The 19,010-nt window shown below is 68.8% G+C and carries 21 protein-coding genes; 3 read left to right on the top strand and 18 right to left on the bottom strand.

Going from position 1 to position 19,010, the window contains the following annotated elements:
• Positions 1 to 186 precede the first annotated feature (186 nt).
• Positions 187 to 2,109 carry a hypothetical protein gene (locus VFV19_05090; protein HEX4823662.1) on the top strand — a complete coding sequence of 641 codons (1,923 nt, stop codon included), beginning with the start codon at positions 187 to 189 and terminating at the stop codon, positions 2,107 to 2,109.
• 21 nt (positions 2,110 to 2,130) lie between these two features.
• Here VFV19_05090 and VFV19_05085 read toward each other — a convergent pair whose 3' ends face one another.
• The 3 genes from VFV19_05085 to VFV19_05075 are packed head-to-tail and all read right to left on the bottom strand — an operon-like array spanning position 2,131 to position 6,323.
• Positions 2,131 to 3,522: a tryptophanase gene (locus VFV19_05085; protein HEX4823661.1), complete on the bottom strand. Its 1,392-nt coding sequence runs from the start codon at positions 3,520 to 3,522 to the stop codon at positions 2,131 to 2,133.
• Between the two features lie 53 nt (positions 3,523 to 3,575).
• Complete coding sequence (locus VFV19_05080) at positions 3,576 to 5,390, bottom strand: S8 family serine peptidase (GenBank protein ID HEX4823660.1); 1,815 nt, start codon at positions 5,388 to 5,390, stop codon at positions 3,576 to 3,578.
• Positions 5,391 to 5,399: 9 nt separating this feature from the next.
• Positions 5,400 to 6,323, bottom strand: a complete 924-nt coding sequence (locus tag VFV19_05075) for a cation diffusion facilitator family transporter (GenBank protein HEX4823659.1) — start codon at positions 6,321 to 6,323, stop codon at positions 5,400 to 5,402.
• A 91-nt stretch (positions 6,324 to 6,414) separates the two neighbouring features.
• Here VFV19_05075 and VFV19_05070 point away from each other — a divergent pair, with 91 nt between their 5' ends.
• A complete protein-coding gene (locus tag VFV19_05070) occupies positions 6,415 to 6,729 on the top strand; it encodes a hypothetical protein (protein ID HEX4823658.1) in 315 nt (104 codons plus the stop codon).
• Here the strand turns inward: VFV19_05070 and VFV19_05065 are convergent.
• The 7 genes from VFV19_05065 to VFV19_05035 all read right to left on the bottom strand — a co-directional run bounded on the left by VFV19_05065 (position 6,722) and on the right by VFV19_05035 (position 13,286).
• On the bottom strand, positions 6,722 to 7,390 hold the full coding sequence (locus VFV19_05065; protein ID HEX4823657.1) for an LON peptidase substrate-binding domain-containing protein: 669 nt from the start codon (positions 7,388 to 7,390) through the stop codon (positions 6,722 to 6,724). The two genes, VFV19_05070 and VFV19_05065, sit on opposite strands and share 8 nt — an antisense overlap.
• A gap of 18 nt (positions 7,391 to 7,408) precedes the next feature.
• Entirely contained in the window at positions 7,409 to 8,290 is an 882-nt protein-coding gene (locus VFV19_05060) for a rhodanese-like domain-containing protein (protein ID HEX4823656.1), read from the bottom strand.
• A gap of 68 nt (positions 8,291 to 8,358) precedes the next feature.
• Entirely contained in the window at positions 8,359 to 9,003 is a 645-nt protein-coding gene (gene nth / locus VFV19_05055) for an endonuclease III (GenBank protein ID HEX4823655.1), read from the bottom strand.
• Positions 9,000 to 10,727 carry a DNA polymerase/3'-5' exonuclease PolX gene (gene polX, locus VFV19_05050; protein HEX4823654.1) on the bottom strand — a complete coding sequence of 576 codons (1,728 nt, stop codon included), beginning with the start codon at positions 10,725 to 10,727 and terminating at the stop codon, positions 9,000 to 9,002. The genes nth and polX overlap by 4 nt, the downstream gene beginning before the upstream one ends.
• A complete protein-coding gene (locus tag VFV19_05045; GenBank protein ID HEX4823653.1) occupies positions 10,724 to 11,404 on the bottom strand; it encodes a dihydrofolate reductase family protein in 681 nt (226 codons plus the stop codon). The genes polX and VFV19_05045 overlap by 4 nt, the downstream gene beginning before the upstream one ends.
• 11 nt (positions 11,405 to 11,415) lie before the next feature.
• Positions 11,416 to 12,864 carry an aminotransferase class V-fold PLP-dependent enzyme gene (locus VFV19_05040; protein ID HEX4823652.1) on the bottom strand — a complete coding sequence of 483 codons (1,449 nt, stop codon included), beginning with the start codon at positions 12,862 to 12,864 and terminating at the stop codon, positions 11,416 to 11,418.
• Positions 12,861 to 13,286 carry an OsmC family protein gene (locus VFV19_05035; protein HEX4823651.1) on the bottom strand — a complete coding sequence of 142 codons (426 nt, stop codon included), beginning with the start codon at positions 13,284 to 13,286 and terminating at the stop codon, positions 12,861 to 12,863. The genes VFV19_05040 and VFV19_05035 overlap by 4 nt, the downstream gene beginning before the upstream one ends.
• 144 nt (positions 13,287 to 13,430) lie before the next feature.
• Here VFV19_05035 and VFV19_05030 point away from each other — a divergent pair, with 144 nt between their 5' ends.
• Positions 13,431 to 13,595, top strand: a complete 165-nt coding sequence (locus VFV19_05030; GenBank protein HEX4823650.1) for a hypothetical protein — start codon at positions 13,431 to 13,433, stop codon at positions 13,593 to 13,595.
• Here the strand turns inward: VFV19_05030 and VFV19_05025 are convergent.
• From VFV19_05025 to VFV19_04990, 8 genes are all read right to left on the bottom strand, one after another.
• Positions 13,573 to 14,232 carry a hypothetical protein gene (locus VFV19_05025; protein ID HEX4823649.1) on the bottom strand — a complete coding sequence of 220 codons (660 nt, stop codon included), beginning with the start codon at positions 14,230 to 14,232 and terminating at the stop codon, positions 13,573 to 13,575. The two genes, VFV19_05030 and VFV19_05025, sit on opposite strands and share 23 nt — an antisense overlap.
• Before the next feature lie 5 nt (positions 14,233 to 14,237).
• On the bottom strand, positions 14,238 to 14,540 hold the full coding sequence (locus VFV19_05020) for a hypothetical protein (GenBank protein HEX4823648.1): 303 nt from the start codon (positions 14,538 to 14,540) through the stop codon (positions 14,238 to 14,240).
• A complete protein-coding gene (locus tag VFV19_05015) occupies positions 14,537 to 15,385 on the bottom strand; it encodes a DMT family transporter (GenBank protein HEX4823647.1) in 849 nt (282 codons plus the stop codon). The genes VFV19_05020 and VFV19_05015 overlap by 4 nt, the downstream gene beginning before the upstream one ends.
• 37 nt (positions 15,386 to 15,422) lie before the next feature.
• A complete protein-coding gene (locus tag VFV19_05010; protein ID HEX4823646.1) occupies positions 15,423 to 16,109 on the bottom strand; it encodes a DUF2071 domain-containing protein in 687 nt (228 codons plus the stop codon).
• 2 nt (positions 16,110 to 16,111) lie between these two features.
• Positions 16,112 to 16,633: a hypothetical protein gene (locus tag VFV19_05005; protein HEX4823645.1), complete on the bottom strand. Its 522-nt coding sequence runs from the start codon at positions 16,631 to 16,633 to the stop codon at positions 16,112 to 16,114.
• 11 nt (positions 16,634 to 16,644) lie between these two features.
• The gene (locus VFV19_05000; GenBank protein HEX4823644.1) at positions 16,645 to 16,971 is read right to left on the bottom strand and encodes a redoxin domain-containing protein; all 327 of its coding nucleotides are present in this window, start codon (positions 16,969 to 16,971) and stop codon (positions 16,645 to 16,647) included.
• Between the two features lie 134 nt (positions 16,972 to 17,105).
• Positions 17,106 to 17,741 carry an O-methyltransferase gene (locus tag VFV19_04995; GenBank protein ID HEX4823643.1) on the bottom strand — a complete coding sequence of 212 codons (636 nt, stop codon included), beginning with the start codon at positions 17,739 to 17,741 and terminating at the stop codon, positions 17,106 to 17,108.
• Between the two features lie 24 nt (positions 17,742 to 17,765).
• Positions 17,766 to 19,001, bottom strand: a complete 1,236-nt coding sequence (locus tag VFV19_04990) for an MFS transporter (protein ID HEX4823642.1) — start codon at positions 18,999 to 19,001, stop codon at positions 17,766 to 17,768.
• Positions 19,002 to 19,010 lie beyond the last annotated feature (9 nt).

Below are 19,010 nucleotides of genomic sequence, written 5' to 3'. Positions count from 1 at the left end.
ATGTGGACATTGCGTCCCCTAGTCGTGGTTCGGGATTGCCTCGTACTCCGCCGCTTCGGACTCGTTGTACTTCCTACTGTTCTCGCCACCTCGTGTGTCGTAACCCACGGTGCCTCGAAGACAGTTGCTCCGAACGTCGCGGCGTCTCCGCATGGGACGACGAGGATCGCCTACAACCGTAATGCCTTGATTGACAGCATCATCGCGGGTCGCGTGGCAGTCGCGCTCACCCATGCCGGCACGTTGCTCCGGTTCTCATTGCCTGAGGTCGCGCTGACGGGCGAGTATTCAGGTCGCAGTCCGATCGCCTGCGTCGGCGCGCTGAACGGCGTCATCATCGCCGCTGCTGAGGACGGCACGGTCTACACCGTCGACATCGCGCGGATGAGTCTGAATGCGATCGCTCACGTCACGGGTCGACCGGTTTGGGTGAGTCCCATGCCGAGCGAATGGGTCGAGCCACGCGTCTTGATCGTAACGGCAAGCAGCGAGCGCAAGCGTTGGACGGCTCAAGAGGGGGGCGGTGAGTACGACGCGGACGTCTTGACCGTATTCAACCTACCCGGGAAGGCGGCATTCCGACTCGAGGGGGAATTCAACGGGGATCGCACCTTCCTCCTGTCGGAGCACCGGCTCTGGATCGGGTTCGACGCGGGCGAGTTCGGAGGGCGATGCGGATACTTGGACGTCGATCTCGGGCGTCAGAAGTGGTTTGACTCGGGCGACGTCTATGGGTTCGCGTCCGTCGATGGGGGCGTCCTCGCGTTCGGCGGAGGCATGCACCTGGGCCTGAGCGGCGCGTTCATCGGCTCAGTTCGAGACGACGCCTTCTCGATCCTCTATGAACAGACGAACTATCGCCCGGACGACCCGAAGTTCGATCCACCCAAGGACCGTCCGTTGTTGCCGATAAGCGCCGTCATCCCTGACGCGACGCCGGGGCATTTGCTCGTCTTCTCCTACGACCGAGTTTTTCTTGTCGACCAAGAGTTCAAGACCTGGAACGATGCCGCACGCCTTCATCTTCGCTACGGTACCGGCCGCGCCAACGCGGTAGGGTTCTATCCATCGATCGTAAAAGCCCACCCTCTCGATCGTCCGTTTCGTTTCTTGCTCGCCACAAAGCTTGATGGGTATCTGCTCTTGGACTTCGGAAAAGTGCTCTCGAAGGCCGTTCCCTTTCAGCCGACCGGCACCGGATTCGACACGCTCGTCACGTTCGGATCCAGCATCGCTTTCGTGAATTCGACCGAGGCGCGCTCGCCACAAGTCTTCGACGGCAAAATTTGGAAAGAACTGCCGGTGTTCCCTTCGGACACGGGCGAAGACTGCTGGAGCGAAGGGTTTGTCACGCCAGGGGCCAACGATTCGCTGCTCATGACGGCGACATCGTGCGAGTCTCCGGGTTCCCGTGTGCTGTCACGCTGGCGCCATGACCGCGTGGAGGTGCTGCACCGATGGACATCCGACGACTGGTGGCGGGACATTCTGGGCACGGCCGACGGCGCGATATGGCATTTCGGCGGCGGGCGGATCACGCGGTTGGTCGGTGGAGACTGGGTCGACGCGGATGCTGGATCCGAGGCAAGCGATCTCCCTGATTCAACCGTGGACCTGCAGAAGGTCGTCTCCGAGATTGGCCCACCGTGGTTCATCTTGAACAGGCGACTCAGTCCTCTGGCGATCGACCATCGTCTGGTCATGTTCGACTACGACCGTGAGTTCCATTCGGCGCGCCTCCGCGACGTCAAACTCGATGGCGATGACAGCCTCGAAGTCTACGACGCGATCGCTCTGGCACCATCCCGCCTGCTGGTGGCTACGAGCGCTGGTCTGAAGGTCTTCGACACACGGAGCAATACTCTCTTGTCGTGCGAGTTTCCTGTCCCCCCACAAGAGGTTCGCCGACTCGCACGAGATCGCCGCGGCCGCATCTGGATGGGCGGTGCCGGACTCTGGATTCTTGACGGACACGACCTGATCGACGGTGGCTCTCGTTTGTCGTCCACTGGGAACGATGTCGAGGCACTCGCCAAAAACCCGATGTCCGATGGCGTGATCGTGCTGCTCAAGCGCGGAATGGTTCTCTTCCTCGACACTCCGAGATGATCGAACTCGGCGTTCGCTGTGCTAGGTGGCGATGAGCGCCGGTCCCGCCGGCGCGAGATGCGCCGAGAAGTGCCTGAGGGTCGGCGGCGCCTCGACGATGCGCACGCCGCGGATCTTCGACGCGAGCGTCTTCACGTGGAGCACGACCTCGGCGACGTAGTCGACGTGGCTCTGCGTATACACCCGCCGCGGGAAGGCGAGGCGCACGAGCTCCATCGGCGCGGGCCGCTCGCTTCCGTCGGGCTGGCGCCCGAACATGACCGATCCGATCTCGACCGAGCGGATGCCGCCCTCGAGGTAGAGGGCGAGCGAGAGCGCCCACGCCGGGTATTCCTCCTGGGGCACGTGGGGGAGGAACCGCTTCGCATCGAGGTAGAGAGCGTGCCCGCCGGCGGGGGTCATCATCGGCACGCCGCCCGCGATGAGGCGCTCGGCGAGGTAGGCGACGGAGCGCGTCCGGTATTCGAGGTAGTCCTCGTGCAGGACTTCCTTCAGGCCGACCGCGAGGGCCTCGAGGTCGTAGCCCGCGAGGCCGCCGTAGGTGACGAACCCCTCCGTGAGGATGAGCAGGTCGCTGCACCGGCGCGCAAGGTCGGGGTCACGAAGGGCGAGGAAGCCGCCGATGTTCACCATCCCGTCCTTCTTGGCGCTCATCGTGCAGCCTTCGGCGAGAGAGAACGTTTCCTGCGCGATCGCGAGCGGTGACAGCGCGGCCCGGCCGGACTCGCGTGTCTTGACGAACCAGGAGTTCTCGGCGAACCGGCAGGCATCGAGGAACAGGGGGATCCCGCGGGCGCGGCAGACGTCGTGGACGGCCCGCACGTTCTCGAGGCTCACCGGCTGCCCGCCGCCGGAGTTGTTCGTGATCGTGAGCATGACGAGCGGGACCTTCCCGGGGTTCTCCTCGAGGACGCGCGTCAGGCGGGCCACGTCCATGTTCCCCTTGAACGGATGTGGCGACGTCGGATCGAGACCTTCGCGGAGCGGAAGGTCGAGCGCCGTCGCCCCGCGATGCTCCACATTGGCCCGCGTCGTGTCGAAGTGCGTGTTGTTCGGGACGACGTCGCCGGGCTTCACCATCGTGCCGAAGAGGATCCGCTCCGCCGCGCGCCCCTGGTGCGTCGGCAGGACGTGGGGATAGCCGGTGATCTCTTGCACCGTCGACTGAAACCGGTAGAACGACTCCGAGCCGGCGTACGACTCGTCGCCGCGCATCATCGCCGCCCACTGCTCCGACGAGAGCGCGCCGGTGCCCGAGTCGGTCAAGAGATCGATGAGCACGTCGCGCGCGGGGAGCAGGAAGAGGTTGTGATGCGCCGCGACGAGGGCGGCCTCGCGCTCGGCGCGGGTCGTCCGCCGGATCGGCTCGACGGTCTTGATCCGGAACGGCTCGATGATGGTCTTGAACGCCATGGCGGGTCAGTCGACCACACCGGGCCACTCCATTCAAGCCGGGCTCGGGACCCTTACGGGCAGGTGGCGTGGGTGCGCGGGCCGCTCGAGGACGCTCCCCATCCGCCGTCCCCGCAGGCGTTCCGGGCGCGGACAACGTAGTAGAAGCCGGCGTCCACCGCAGGAATCGAAGGGTCGCCGAGGCTGGTCGCCGTCCCCGCGGGGCCGTGGCAGAGCGCATCGGCGATCGTCCCGGTGGCGCGCAGCGTCTGAAGATCGCCGCGAACCACGTCATAGACGGTCGCGTTGCCCGCCTGACGGGACTGGTCGTCCCAGGACAGGAGCGTCTTGGAGGCGTTGAATTCGAGCCGCGTCACGTCCGAGGGCGTGTCGTACACCCCGGAGTCGGCCGGCCGGCAGTCGCACACATCGGCGATCCCGTCGCCATCCGAGTCGGGGCCGAAGTGGATCGCGTTGTAGGCGTCGACCAAGCCCCAGCCCCAGAAATTGTTCGGCCGGTCGGCGGCCGTCGTGCCCCCGCAGGTCTGGGGCGAGGACAGAGTGAGCACGGTCGTCGTCGAGCGGCTCAGCAAGCACTTCGTGATCCCGATGAGCCCGCGCACCTGCGGCTTCGCCGACCAGAGGAGCGCCGCCGAGCCGGCGGTGTGGGGGCTCGCCATGCTCGTGCCGCTGAAGCTCGCGTACGTCCCGCCGCGGATCGACGAGCGGACCGAGACTCCGGGCGCCGCGACGTCGGGCCGCATCCTCCCGCTTCCGTCGGTCGTCACCGGCCCGCGCGACGAGAAGCCGGCGAGCGCGTTGTTGATGTCCGACGCGCCCGCGACGAGCGCCTCGTCGTAGATCCCCGGGGGATCGGTCACGGTGCTGCAGCCCGGGCCGCTGTTCTGCGCCGCGGCGACGGCGAGGATCCCCGCGGCCCGGAGCGCCGCGAAGCTCGACTCGAGAACGAAGGCGTCGCAGCCCTCCGACGTCGGACAGCTCCACGAGTTGTTGACGATGTCGGGAGAGAGCGAAGGGTCGCCGTCGGTCTCCGGATCGCCGCCGTGCGGAAAAGGGGCGAGGAAGAACTGGTTGCACGCGATGTAGGTCGACGGCTGCCCGACCCCGTGGTCCATGTTGCGGCAGGCGATCCACTTCGCTCCGGGCGCGACGCCGATCTGATTCCCCGCGCCGTCGTCCCCGACCATCGTGCCCGTGGTGTGCGTGCCGTGGTTGTTGTCGTCGAGCGGCGCCGTCGTCGTGGCGTCGATCGCGTCGAACCAGTTGAAGTCGTGGCTCGCGGTCGTCCCGTTCCAGCCGCGATACTTTCCCTGGATCGCCGGATGCGTCCATTCGACGCCGGTGTCCGCGGAGGCCACGACGATCCCCTCGCCGCGCTTGCCGTCCAGGGTCCAGACGTGGTCGGCGTTCACGCGCGAGACGCCCCACTCGATCGTGTCGATCGCCGACGGGGCGGGGGAGAAGAGGCTCGACTCGATCCCCTGCACCTTCGGATCGCCCACGATCCGGACGACCTCGGGGCGGGCCGCGATCCGCCGCGCCAGCGCGAGATCCCCGCGGAGGGCGAGGCCGTTGACGAGGTAGAGCGGGCGGAACGGAATCCCGTCCGCAGTGAGCGCGGCCCGGAGCGACGCCTGCGTCGCGTGCGCGCGCTCGGTGAGCGCGGCGTAGACCCCGGCGGATCCACGCGCACCGTGGAGCGTGCGCTGCAATCCGGCGTCGTCGTCGAAGAGAACGAGGAGGCCGTCCTGGGCGCCGCCCGCGAGCCGTGAGGAGAGCCACGGGGCGATCTTGACGTCGGCCGGCTCGGCAGCGAGCGCGGCGGCGGCGACAAGCGCGGCGACAAGAACGAGGGCGGGGAGGCGCACGCGGAGGCTTTACGTCGAGGCGCCGCCCTTGTCAACGGGGGCGGGCAGTCCTCGGATGTTGAAGTCGGCCGGCTCGATCTGGAGGGTGACGTGGCCGATCGCGAAACGCTCCGAAAGGAGCGCCGTCGCGACCCTCAGGACGTCATGACCGCGCGCCGAGTGCTCGACCCGGAGGTGCGCGGTCAGGAGCGGGACCCGCCCTCCGAGGGACCAGACGTGGAGGTCGTGGACGTCGGTCACCCCCTGCAGCGCCGCGAGCGCGCGGCGGATCTCCTCGGCGTCGAGATGTCCCGGGGTCCCCTCCATGAGCACGTGCACCGAATCGAGGATGAGGCGGATCGAGCTCACGACGACGATGACGCCGATGACGATGCTCGTCACCGGGTCCGCCCAGCCCCAGCCGAAGAGCGCGATCGCAGCGGAGGCGGCGAGCACCCCGATCGACCCGAAGAGATCGCCGAGGACGTGCAGGCGCGCGGCGCGCGCGTTCAGCCCGTGCGCGTGCCGGTGAAGGAGGAGAGCCGAGACCGTGTTGACCGCGAGCCCGCCGGCGCCGATCCACGCCATCATCCCGGTCCGGATGTCGGGAGGCGCGTTGAAGCGGCGGATCGCCTCCCAGAAGATGAACGCGCACACGACCGCGAGCCCGATCCCGTTCACGAGCGCCGCCAGGATCTCGGCGCGCTGGTAGCCGTACGTCCTTCCGCGGTCGGGAGGGCGGCTCGCGAACCAGGCCGCGAGGACGGCGAGGCCGAGCGCCAGATCGTCCGTGACCATGTGGCCCGCGTCCGCCAGGAGCGCGAGCGAGTTGGACGCCAGCCCGCCCGCGATCTCGGCGACGGTGTACACGAGCGTCAGGGCCAGGACCCAGCGCAAACGGCGCTGCTCCGACTCTTTCGCGTGGCCGTCCGGGCCGTGGGCGTGGCGGTGCACGGGGAAAGGTTAACGCAGGCGAGAACCCGGGCGCCGCCGCCCTCGTACCATCGGGCGTGTCCGGGGTCTTCCCCCCGGCCCGGGGCTGACGATGTTCGGACTGCTGCTCTTGGCGATGGTGCTCGTCGTGCCGCTCATGCTCGTCGGGCTTTTCCTGCGTCTCGTCTTCGCGGTCGTCTTTCTGCCGATTCGCCTCGCGGCGTTCGGCCTCAAGCTGACTTTCGGCCTCGTCTTCGGCCTCCTCGGGCTCGTCGTGGGCGGGATCGGTCTCGCGATCGCCTTCCTCGTCTTCGGCGCGATCCTGATCGTGCCGCTGCTTCCGTTCCTGCTCCTCGCGGGCGCCGTGTGGCTGATGTGGCGCCTCCTGCGGCGGCGGAAGCTCCAGCCTACCTACACGGTCAGTTGAGCCCGCTCGATCCTTCGTCCCGTCCCCTGAGCGATTTCAGCCGCAGCACACGCTCCAGGATCTCGTCCAGGATCTTCGCCGCGCGGCGGTGGCGCTCGATGAGATCGTCGATCTCGAGGAGCGACTGCCGCACGGCGGTCTCGACCGGTAGGATCGTGCAGGCGCCGTTGACCGCCGCCTCGAACGACAGCGTCTCGTCCAGGATCAGCCCTGTGTGCGCGGTACCGGCGAGCTCGCGCGCGAGGCACACCTGCGACGCCAGCAGATCGAGCTTCGCCCGGCGCAGCTTCGGGTCGGTCGCGTTCAGCGGCCGTTCGGGGATCTCGTCGGCGCGGCAGACCCGGTAGGGGGTCTCCCGCGCGACACGGCCGAGGCGCACACGGCTGACGCCGACCAGGCGGAGCAGGAATCTCCCATCGTGCGTCGTCTCGACGTCCTCCATCCGTCCGATCGTGGCGATGGGATGGAACGCGGGGCTCCTGCGGTAGTCCTTCTCCCAGCCGGGCTGGAGGAGCGCCACCGCGAAGGTGCGGTCGGCGGCGAGCGCGTCCTTCACCATCGCGCGATAGCGCGACTCGAAGACGTGGAGCGGCAGGACGGTGCGAGGGAAGAAGACGACGTCGGGGAGGGGGAAGACGGGAACCAAACGCTCGGCCGACATGGAGCCATGGTAGCGCGATCAGGCTTCGGGCTTCCTCGCGACGATCCCGGCGAGCGCGCAGAGCGGCCCGCCCGGCACCGCGGCGTCGATCCGCTCGTGGTGCCGCAGGATCTCGAACGACGAGAACGCCTCTTCCAGCTCGCCCTTCGCGAGGAGGTGGGCGGGGCTCGTCGGCTTGCCGAAGCGGATCTGATCCTCGAAATACGTCTGGTAGACGACGACGCCACCGGGCCGCAGGCCGTCGCGGATGTCGCAGAAGAGCGGGCGGTGGAGGAAGTTGAAGACGACGATGACGTCGTACGCCTCCATCGGCAGGATGTAGGTCCCATCCTCGACGTTGCCGACGATCGCGCGGATCGGCGCGTGGAACCGGCGGGCGGTCTGCCGCGCCGTCGCGACGACGTCCGGGTCGACGTCGACGCCGTCGACGTCGAATCCCCGCGTCGCGAGATAGATCGCGTTCCGGCCGTTGCCCATCGCGACGTCGAGCGCCACGCCCTTCGGGAGGTGATGGAAGTTCTCCACGAGCCACGGCGTCGGCGCAATGAGCTGATGCGGGTGGTGCTGCCCGTTGATCCCCGTGGCGAGCGGCCCGTGCCAGCGCGTCAGGCCGCCGTCCAGGTTGTAGAGAGGGCCGAAGCCGCACTCCGCCAGAAAGTTGCACGCGGAGACGCTGCGGTGCCCTTGCTCGGCGACGATCGCGATCGGCGTGCCGCCGTTCGGGATCTCCGCGGCGCGCGCGGGAAGCTCGTGGAGCGGCATGAGGATCGAGCCGGGGATGTGGGCCTGTGCGTACTCGCCGTCGGTCCGGACGTCGACGACGCAGAACGGCTCGCCCATCGCGAGCCTCTCGTAGAGCTCATCCGCCGCGATGGGCTTGAAGCGATCCCCCGGACGCAATCCCGCTCCTCCCGTGACCAAAGGGACGCGGGGCAATATAGCGAAGGGAGCGGGCGAGCGCCCGTGCGTCAAGGCCTGGGAAACGGACAGTCGGGGTTCAGCGCGCAGCACGGGCAGTCGGGCTTGCGGGCATGACAAACGCGACGGCCGTGCCAGATGAGCCCGGTCGAGGCGAAGGTCCAATCCTTTTCGGGGATGACCTGCTGCAAGTCGGTCTCGATCGCGACCGGATCGGTCTCACGGGTCAACGCCAGACGCCCTGCGACGCGCTGGACGTGAGTGTCGACGGGGATCGCCGGCCGGCGGAACCAGCTCCCGAGGAGCACGTTCGCCGTCTTGCGCCCGACCCCGGGGAGCTTCACGAGCTCCTCCATCGTGTCGGGCACCTTCCCGCCGTGGCGCTCGGCGAGCGCTCGGCCGAGGCCGATGATCGACTTCGCCTTGTTCCGGAAGAACCCGGTCGATCGGATGAGCTCTTCCATGTCGGGTGTCTTCGCGCGCGCATAGTCGGCGGCGGTCTCGTACTTCGCGAAGAGGGCCGGGGTCACGAGGTTGACGCGCGCGTCGGTGCACTGCGCCGAGAGGATCGTCGCGACGAGCAGCTCGAGAGGGTTCCGATGCCGAAGCTCCGTCTCGGCGTCCGGGTAGAGCTTCTTGAGCGTCCGCACGATGCGCTTCGCGCGCGTCTTCCTGTCCGCCGGGGACTCCCTCATCGCCGGCGATCCTGGAGCCACGCGCGCAGCCCGGAAAGGGTTTTCGTGTTGAGCACGTCCGCGGCGGTGCAGCCGCCGCGCCGCGCCGTGTCGATCCCGTAGGTGATGTCGTGCAAGCCGCCGGTCTCGTGAGCGTCGGGATCGATCGCGGTCTCGAGTCCGCGCGCGAGACCGTGGCGGAGACCCACCGGGTCGAGGTCGAGCCGGTGCGGGTGCGCGTTGACCTCGATGGCGACGCCCCGCTCCGCGGCGGCGTCGATGAGCGCGAAGAGGTCGAGCGGGTACGGGTCTCGGCCGAGGAGGATCCGCCCGGTGGGATGCCCGACGATGTCGACGAAGCCGCTCCGGACCGCCCGGATCATCCGCTCCGTCTGCTCGGCCGCGCTCAGGTTGAACCGGCTGTGCACCGAGGCGACGACGAGATCGAAGCTCCGCAGGACCTCGTCGGGATAGTCGAGCGTGCCGTCGACGAGGATGTCGACCTCGATCCCCTTGAGCACGGTGAACGCACCCGCATACTCGGCGTTCAACGTGTCGATCTCGCGATGCTGCTCGAGGACGCGCTCGATCGACATCCCACCCGCGTACGCCGCCGAGCGCGAGTGGTCGCACATGCCGAGGTAGGTCATCCCCATCGCGCGCGCCGCTTCGGCCATCGCGCGGATCGTCGCCGTGCCGTCCGACCAAGTCGAGTGGACGTGCAGGATTCCCTTGAGATCGGCGACGGTCACGAGATCGGGAAGCGGGCCGCGCTCCGCGGCGGCGATCTCGCCGGCGTCCTCGCGCAGCTCGGGGGGGACGTAGGCGAGGCCGAGAGCGGCGTAGATCTCCGCCTCGCTCGAGCACGGGACTCGCGATCCGTCGGCCTCCCGGACGAGCGCGTACTCGTTCAAACGCATTCCGCGCTGCTGCGCCCGGCCGCGGAGCGCGATGTTGTGGGCCTGGCTCCCGGTGAAGTAGCAGAGCGCGAACGGGAACGCTTCCGGCGTCACGACGCGCAGGTCGGCGTTCGGGCCGGCCGCGAGGCGCACGCTGCACTTCGTCGGCCCCCGCCCGACGATGCCGTCGATCCCGGGCAACGCGAGGAACGCCTCCATCACGGGGGCCGGATCCGAGGCGGCCGCGACGAGGTCGACGTCCTTCGACGTTGCCGCTCCGCGGCGCGCGGAGCCCGCGATCTCGACGGTGACGCCGGGGAGCACGGCGAGCGCGTCCCGGAGGCGCCGCGCCTCCTCGAGGATGAGCGGCCGGTGGAACCGGCCGGCGTGCCGGCGGACGCGTCCGATTCCTTCGAGGATCTTCGCCTCGGTCGCCGCGCCGAAGCCTTCGAGGACACGGAGCTTCTCCGCGTGGGCCGCCTCCTCGAGCTCGTCGAGCGTCGAGATGCCGAGCGTCAGGTGGATCGCGCGCGCCTTCTTGACGCCGAGCCCGGGGACGCGGAGCCACTCGAGCATTCCCGGCGGCACCTGCCGCCGGAGCTCTTCGAGCGCGGGGAGGCCGCCCGTCGCGACGAGCGTCGTGATCTTGTCGACGAGCGCGGGGCCGATCCCCTTGATCGTGCCGAGCCGCTTGTCGCGGATCACCGTCTCGAGGTCCTCGTCGAGGCCGCGCACGATGCGAGCGGCGTTCGCGTACGCGCGGGTCTTGAACGCGTTCTCGCCGAGGAGCTCCAGGAGCACGCCGATCTCGTCGAGGGCGTCAGCGACCCTTCCGCGGTCGATCATCGGACGAAGGCGTACCGGCAGAAGATCTCGCCCTCGACGATCTCGGCGGAGACGAGCCTGAGCTTCCGCCGCGACGCCATCGTGAGCCCTTCACCCTCGACCGGCGTCGGCGCGTCCCGGCCGCCGAAGATCGCGGGCGCGACGGTGACGTACAGCTCGTCGATCGCGTCGTTCTCGACGAAGCTCCAGTTCATGTCGCCGCCCCCCTCGACGAGGAGCCGCTCCACGCCCCGCGCCTTGAGGCGCGCGAGGAGCAGCGGGATGTCGACGCGGCCGCGGCCGAGCGTCCAGATCTCCGCCACCTCCCGGAGGCGCCGGAGACGCTCCTCCGGAGCGTCCTCGACCGTCGCCACGACGCACGCCTCGGACTTCGCCGGGTCGAACAGCTTCGATTGCGGATCGACGTCGGCGGACGCCGTGACGAGGACGTTCAGGAGGAGATCCGGCTTGTCCAGCGAGCGACGGTACGCCTTCATCTCCGGGTCGCGGACGTCCTGGCGCGGGTCGTCGTGACGGAGCGTCCCCGCGCCGATGAGCAGGGCGTCCGCCTCGGCGCGGAGCTTGTCCATCGTCTTCTTGTCACGCGGCGACGTGAAGCGCGGCTCCTCCCGGAGCTTGGACGTGATCTTCCCGTCCGCGCTCATCGCCATGTTCACGTAGACGAACGGCCGGTTCATGCCGTCTCCCATTATCGGCGAAGCTCGCGGCCGATCCTGACGACGAGCGGGGGAAGCGCCTCGACATCGGCTCGCTGCGTCCTGAAATTGACGATGCAGGCGCGCAGGAAGACCGCGCCACCGATCTCGGCGTTCGAGACGAAGGCCTCGCCGCCGGTCTGGATCCTCGTGAGGATCTCCCGGTTGAGCGCATCGAGGTCCTTTCCGTCGGGCGGAGCGAATCGGAACGTCGCGATGCTCAAGCCGCCCGGCCCGGCCTCGAGCTCGGGGTGCTCGAGCACCGCCGACTCGAGCGTGCGTGCGAGCGCGATGTCGCCCGAAATCGCGGCGACACAGCCGTCGCGTCCGGCGGCCAGGAGCCCGAGCCAGACCTTGAGCGCGCGAAAGCCGCGCGAGTTCTGGAAGCCGAGGCCGTAATAGTCGAGAGGCGCTTCGTCGTTTTCCGTCTTGAAGGCGTAGTAGCGCGGGTGGTACGCGAAGGTGTCCTCGAGCGCGCGACGGTCGCGGACGAGGACGCACCCGGCCTCGAGGGGCGCGTAGAGCCACTTGTGCGGGTCGACGGCGACCGAGTCGGCGAGGGACAGCGCCTTGAGCGATGCAGGTGCCTCCGGAAGGGCGGCGGCCGGCGCGCCGTACGCCCCGTCGACGTGGAACCAGAGCTCGTGCTCGCGGCAGATCCGCGCGATCGCGTCCAGGGGATCGATCGCGCCGGTGCTCACCGACCCGGCGGTGCCCACGACCAGGAACGGTTGGCGACCGCTCCGCTTGTCCTCGACGATCGCGGCGGCGAGCGCGTCCGTGTCCATGGCGAGGCCGGCATCGGTCCTGATCCAGCGGATCGACGTCGTGCCGAGCCCGAAGAGATCGGCCGCTTTCTCGATCCAGGTATGCGTCTCCTTCGAGACGTACACGACGAGCTCCGGCCCGCCCCGCAGTCCTTCTTCTCGCACGCGGGCGCCTGCCTTCGCGCGGCGCGCCGCGAGGAAGCCGACGAAGTTCGCCATGTTGCCGCCGCTGACGAGGAGGCCGCCGCAGTCGCGCGGGTAGCCGAGGAGATCGGCGATCCACCGGATCGTCTGCGCCTCGATCTCGGTGGCGATCGGCGAGAGCGCGAACGCCCCGCAGTTGGGATTCACCGTCGCCGCGAGGAGATCGGCGAGCGCCCCGATCGGGGCGGCCGACGACGTGATGTAACCGAAGAATCGCGGATGACCGTTCAAGAGCGAATGGTCGATCACGAGATCGGCCGCCCGCGTGACGAGCGGGCCCGCCTCGGCCCCGTGCTCGGGCAGGCGATCGTCGCCGAGGAGCGCGCGGAGCGCGGGCGCCGCCTCCGCCGGCGTGACGGCTCTCGAGGGAACCGCATGGAGAAACTCCGCGAGCCGGTCGACGAGAGCGTGACCGAGCGCACGGAACTCCTCCGGCGGCATGTCGAGCGCAGCCCGGCGGCGCTCCGTCACGACTCGAGCTTGGCGTCCATCGTGATGTTCGTGTTCAGGACGCGCGAGATCGGGCAGCCGGTCTTCGCGTCGTTCGCCGCCTTCTGGAACGCCTCGGCGTTGCCGCCGGGAATGCGGACCTTCACGTCGAGGTGGACGTTCGTGATCGTGGGGCCGGCGTCGGTCTTCTCCATCGTGACCGTCGCCGTCGTCGCGATGCTCTCCGCCGTCATGCCGGCGTTGCCGAGCTGCCCCGAGAGCGCCATCGAGAAGCAGCCGGCGTGCGCCGCGCCGACCAGCTCTTCCGGGTTCGTGCCGATGCCGTTCTCGAACCGCGTCGAGAACGAGTACTGCGCGTTGGAGAGCACACCGCTCTCGCACGAGATCGTGCCCTTCCCGTCCTTGAGTCCGCCCTTCCACTGAGCCGAGGCCGTACGCTTCATTGCTTGTCTCCTATCCAGAGGGGATGGCCGTCCAGCATAGCAGGATCTCCCGGCATTCCGGGCCAATTGGGCGGCGGGTTGCCTCCCCCCTTCGAGGTTCCTAGGTTTCGTCGCAGCGAGGTCGAACACCTCCGAGGAGGCGTCATGGGTTTCTCGGGCATCCGAGCGGTGATCATGATCGCGGTTCTCATCGGGCTGATCCTGTGCGTGACGAAGCTGGACCTTCCGGGCTGGATCCTGCCGGTCGGTCTCATCGTGACCGGCATCGTGCTCCGCAGCGTCACGATCACCCGCGCGAACGCGCAGTAGCGGCTCTTGCGTAGGCGCAGCGCTTGAGGAGGGGACACCGGTCGCAGAGCGGTGCGCTGCGCTTGCACAACGTACGGCCGTGCTCGGCCAGCAGGAGATGCGCCTCGCGCTGGATGCGGGGCGCATCGCCGAGCGCCGCACCCAACGCGCGCCCTGCCGCGTACGTCTTCGCATACGATTTGTCCTCGCGCATCAAGCCGACACGCGCCAGCACGCGGAGCCCGTTCGACTCGGGCGCCAGGAACGCCGCGCGCCCGGCGAAGGTCAGGATCTTCTCCGCCCCCGGCTCGCCGATCCCGGGGAATTTCCGGAGCGCCTTCTTCGCCTGATCGATCGGACCGGCGAGATCGACCTCCATCGCGAGCGTCGCGCAGTCCCGGAGCTTCTCGGCGAACATCGGAGCCAGGATGCCTCGGGCGGTGATCCGCTCGAGCGCCGCCGGCTTCGCCGCCAGGATCTTCGCGGGGTCGGTGCCGACGGTCTGCTTCAGCTCCTCGAATGCCGCTCGACGTTTCTCCGGCGACGCCAGGTACGCGACGTTCTCGTAGAGGACCAGCTCGAACGGATCGGTCGTCGGCGGAGCCTGCGGCTTGCCGTAATGCGCTCGGAGCGCAGCGATGAGGTCGGGAAGGCTCATGACGCTCAATGTCGCACCAGCGCTCGCGCCGTGGCGAGTACCCAGAGGAGAGGCAGCAGGTAGACGATCCAGGCGAGCGCGACGATCAAGCGTTCGGGAGGATCGACGTCGTCGATGTCGCCGCGGTTGTACCACGCCGAGACGAACTCCGCGGTCTTCAGTGGAAACCAGATGGAGAGAAACGGGATTGCCATGAACGTCGCAGCCTTGAAGAAGGGGCCGGGCCCGGGCTGAAACAGGCACGGGCCCAGGTAGATCGCCGCGACCACCAGCGAGAGCACTCGCGACCACGCGATCCGTTCCTTCACGAAGGTCCTCGGCGTGAGCGCGCGAATGTCAGCCCGATTCCGCCGAGCACGAGAACGGAGGATTCCACGAGCCTCAGCGAGAGCGTCTCCCCGAGAAAAGCGATTCCTCCCGCCGCAGTGATCACGGGCGTGGCGAGTTGTACCGAGGCTGCGGGGATCGCCGAGAGAGACCGGAGCGCCTCGTACCAGATCGCATAGCCCAGACCCGAGGCGAGCGCTCCGGACGCGATCGCGCAGACGACGCCGCTCGTCGCCGGAACGCTCCGAGGCCACGTCAACGCGCACACGACGAACACGTAGGGAAGTGACCAGACGAAATTCCGGGCGGTCTGACCGAGCGGGTCGGTAGAGCCGCGGCCGCCCAGCGTGTAGAAGCCCCACGCCGCGCCGGCGACGATCATGAGCGCGGCGTTCGCGGGTCGCGGTGCCGCGACGCCGGGGAGCACGAGCCAGACCACACCGAGAAACGCAATGACGAGGCCGCCCCATTGTCTGAGCGTCGGGGCCGAGCCGCGGACGATTGAGACGACGATCATCGTGATCTGCACCGAGGCGAAGGCCAAGAGAGAACCGGTCCCGGCCGGGAGATCGACGTACGCCCATGAGAACGGCACCGCGTAGAGGGTGAGCCAGAACGCGGCGAGCCAGGGGCGGCGAGCACCTGCCGCCGGCGTCTTTTTTCGCGCCGCCACGAGGATCGAGAGCACGACCGCTCCCGAGACGAGGCGGATCGCGGTGAAGCTCGCGGGATCGATGGCGCCGGCGCGCAGCGCGAGCCGGCACAGAATCGAGTTCGATGCGAAGGCGACGAGGGCGAGGAGGGTGGCGAAGGCGGCGCGCGTCACGCGCGCAGGATAAGGTCAATCGGGAGGCTCGGGATCTTCAACCCACGCGCTCGCCTCGGCGCACCACGACCGGCGATCCGTCCGCCACGAGAACGGAGCGGGGCGCCGACGAGAGCACGGCGCCGAACGCGTCGCCGTAGAACCTTGCGAAGTCGCCGGCGAGCTCGAATCGGCTCGCGCGCCACACGGTCCATCGCGGGTGCTCGACCGCGTATTCGATCGTGCCGCCGTCGCGCTGCCGCGTGTAGCCCCAGAGGTTCTCCGTCATCGCCTCGATGTGGTCGTCCCACGAGGGCGGTTCGTCGTGGTGCGCGCCGAGCGAGAGCCACGACGTCTCGTTCTCGAACGCGTACGTTGCGCCATCGGAATCTACCTTCGATCGTGTCGGCCTCGTGACGTAAGGCTCGTTGTAGATCGCGCGCGCGGCGATCGCGATCGCCCGCTTCGCCACGACCTCGCGCACGAAGACGACGCCGCGGCGCCAGCCTTCGGGCATGCGGCTCCTCACGTAGAAGCGCAGGTTGATCTCGTCGAAGTCGCGGTGGAACGGCACCGGCAGCCCGAGGACGCGCGTCTTCTCGAAGCGGAAGCCGACGAGGCTCACATGCGCGGGCGCATCGAGCTCGGTTCCGTGGGGAACGATCGGGGAGAGAAGAGCGGGGTCCACCGCGAAGTTGAACAGCACCAGATGGCGCCACTCCGCGGTCAGGAAGGCCGCGGCCATCGTTACCTCGAGGGCGCCGTCGGGTGCTTCATCGTCCAGTCGAGGTAGCTCTTGAACGCCTGCGGGTCGCTCGCGGGCGCGATCTCGAACCGTCCGCTCACGATCCCCGCATACGCCTGCTTGTAGGTCAGCCGGAACTTCCCCATGCCGGGGACGTTGCCGCTCGTGAAGACCGCCGAGCCGTCGGCCGTCTCGACGGTGTAGTCGATGACGTGACCCTCGTTGTCGTAGTAGCTCGCGTGGATCTGACCGTCGGACGTGGCGTAGATCACCATGAGGTCGTCGTGCACGGACGCCGGACGATCCTTCGACGCCGGGTAGTCGGCGTGGTTCGTGCGTACCACGACCTTGTTCCCGAGCTTGCGCTCGAACGTCGTGCTGCCGAGGCCGCTTCCCGGCGCGCCGCCGCCGGTCGCTTCCCACGAGCCGAGGAGGAAGTCGAGCGGCGCCAGGGGCGAGCCTTCGGCGCGGGCGGCGGCCGTCGAGACCAGGGCGGCGAGGACGAAGGTCACGAGAATCCGCATGGCGTGCTCCTTCACAGAGGCAGGGCGCCGAGGATCCCCTCGAGCGGCGCCGGGTCGAGCTGATGCCGCGAAAGGCGAGCGTATCGGATCACACCGGCGGTGTCGACGACGAACGACGCGGGCCGCGCGATGTTGATCGAGTCATAGGAGAACGGGACGTACGCGCCCCAGCCCTTCGCACGCGAACGATCGCCGTCAACGAGCAAGGGAAACGGCAGCGGGTGACGCACGACCCACTCGGTGACCGCCGACCGCTTCTGGCAGAGCACGATCACGACGTCGAGTCCGGCGGCTCGAAGGTTCTGGACCCCTTCGCGCAACTGCGCGATGCGTCGCACGCAGTTCGGTCACCAGGTGCCGCGGTGGAACTCGACCAGGACGTTGCGCGCGCGCGGCGCGGCGAGGTCGTAGTGCTCGCCGGTCGCCGTCGTCCCGGAGAGGGGCGGCGCGGAACTACCGACGTCGAGGCGGGTCAGGGCGCGAGCCTCGTCGCGATCGCGACGCCGTCCCGGATCGGCACGATCGACACCGCGAAGTCGGGGGCGCTCTTGAGCGCCGCCGTCAGCTCGAGCACGCCGCGCGTCACGTGATCGTCGGGTGCGGGGTTCAGGACGCGGCCGTCCCACAGCATGTTGTCGATGATGAAGAGGCCGCCGGGACGCACGAGGCGGCGCGCGATCGGCAGCGCCTTGGGATAGTCGTGCTTGTCGATGTCGCAGAACACGATGTCGAACGGTGGCTCGAGCGCCTCCGCGATCGCGAGCCCGTCGCCGACCTCGATGCGGAACCGCCCGCTGAAACCTCCGCGCGTGAGATAGGCCTCCGCCGACTTCGCGTTCTCCGCGCTCCCTTCGGTGAGCATGACCGTGCCCGCCGGCCCCGTGCCGCGCAGGAACCAGTACGCGCTGTAGCCGAATCCGGAGCCGAGCTCGAGCACGCGCTGCGCCCCGCACGCACGCGCCGCCATCTCGAGGAGGCGCCCCACCTGCGGCCCCACGATCGGAAAGTCGCGCTCGGCGGCGATCGCCTCCATCCTGCGGAGAACCGGGTCGTCGTGGGCGGCGAAGGCGGCAAGGTACCGGTCGATGTCGGGCTGCACGAGATCCATGCGTGCCTAGACTACATCAATCCCTCAGGCCGAGACTTCCTCGGTTTCGACCGCTTGGCTCGCGGTCGTCCCCGCCTCGCGCGGTGAGGGCATTCGCGACATCGCGAGCGCGGCGAGCGCCGCCATGGCGAACGCGCCGGCCCAGAGGACGTCGCGGCCGAAGCGCTCGAGGACGACCGTGCCGAGCCACGGGCCGAGCGCGAAGGCGATCCCCCACGACATCGAGTAGAGGCCCATGTACTCGCCGCGTCGGTCGGCGGGGGACAGCTCGGCGACGTAGTTCGACATGCTCGGGAGCAGGGTCATCTCGCCGATCGTCCACACGACGACGGTGGCAGCGACCGCCGCGCCCGTGTGTGCGAACGCCATGGCGCCGAACCCGCACGCGATGAAGAGGGCACCGAGCGCGAGGCTCTTCCGGTGCGGCCAGTGCGCGCTCGAGAGGTTGAGGCGCACCTCCAGGAACACGATCATGATCGTGTTGATCGTGAACATCCAGCCGAAGAACGACTCCGAGAGGCCGAGGTTGCGGACGACGTCGAGCGGGAGCGCTCCTTCGTGCTGGAAGAAGACCGCGGCGAGCGGGACGCACGCGGCGAGGAAGGCGATGAGGCGCAGGTCGCGCCAGGCAGGACCGGAGCGCGGCGCGTCGCCTGCTGCGGTGGCACGGTGGTGCGCGACCTGGAAGCCGGTGAAGGCGAGGACGGCGCACGCGGCGAGCGAGGCGGTGCCGTTGACGCGGAAGATCGAGGGGAAGCTCACCTCCGCGAGGTAGCCCCCGACCGCCGGCCCGACGCTCATCCCGAGGTTGATCGCGAGGCGATTCACCGCGAACGCGGCCTTCCGGAGCTCGGGCGGCGCGATGTCGGTGAGCACCGCGAGGCTTGCAGGGCGGAATGCCTCGGTCGCCACCGCGAGGAGGAAGGTGACGGCGGCGACCTGCGCCGTCGTGTGCGCGAATGGGTAGAGGAACATGAACCCGGCGGAGACGAACAGCGACCCCTTCATGACCCGGACCGGGCCGATGCGGTCGGCCAGCTTCCCGAGGAACGGCGAGGAGACGAGCGAGCCCATCCCGTAGAGGCTCAGCATGAGCCCCGCACGCTCGGCGGTGAACCCGACGTCCTTCGTGAGGTAGAGGACGAGGAAGGGGATCGCCATCGTCCCCATCCTGTTGATCAGGGTGGCGGTGAAGTGGATCCAGATCTTCGGCGGCAGGGCGCCGAGGCCCCGCCACGGATTCCAGCGGGAGAGGCTCATCGCGGCACG

The sequence above is a fragment of the Candidatus Polarisedimenticolaceae bacterium genome, from assembly GCA_036275915.1.
Lineage (GTDB): Bacteria > Acidobacteriota > Polarisedimenticolia > Polarisedimenticolales > DASRJG01 > DASRJG01.
This window is presented reverse-complemented; position numbering and strand designations above follow the sequence as displayed.